Origin of the sequence: Rothia sp. HMSC075F09, from assembly GCF_001810515.1 — a bacterium.
Taxonomy (GTDB): domain Bacteria; phylum Actinomycetota; class Actinomycetes; order Actinomycetales; family Micrococcaceae; genus Rothia.
In genome coordinates, this window is the sequence record NZ_KV801790.1 from 1 (window position 1) to 230 (window position 230).

Sequence of the window (230 nt, forward strand, 5' to 3'; positions counted from 1 at the left end):
GAAGTGATCAACCCCGAAGAGATCATTTCTCCCGAGCTTCTTCGGCTGTACCGGGAAAATCGCGGCTGGCTTATCGCCGGTCAGGATGTGTACCGCCTGCAGGTTACCACCGCCGGTATTAATGACCGCAGTAAGAATGGTCGGCAGATATTGAGATACCAGGCAAGGCGACGTATTCGTGATGAGGCTGTCTTCTACGTGCCCCAAACGGGGGAGAAGTTACCCATCGA

Annotated in this window: 1 pseudogene; it reads left to right on the forward strand. The window is 54.3% G+C overall.

Annotated elements, in window-relative coordinates:
- Positions 1-230 (forward strand): annotated as a pseudogene (locus HMPREF2749_RS09325) (glycine/betaine ABC transporter permease); the annotation flags it as partial.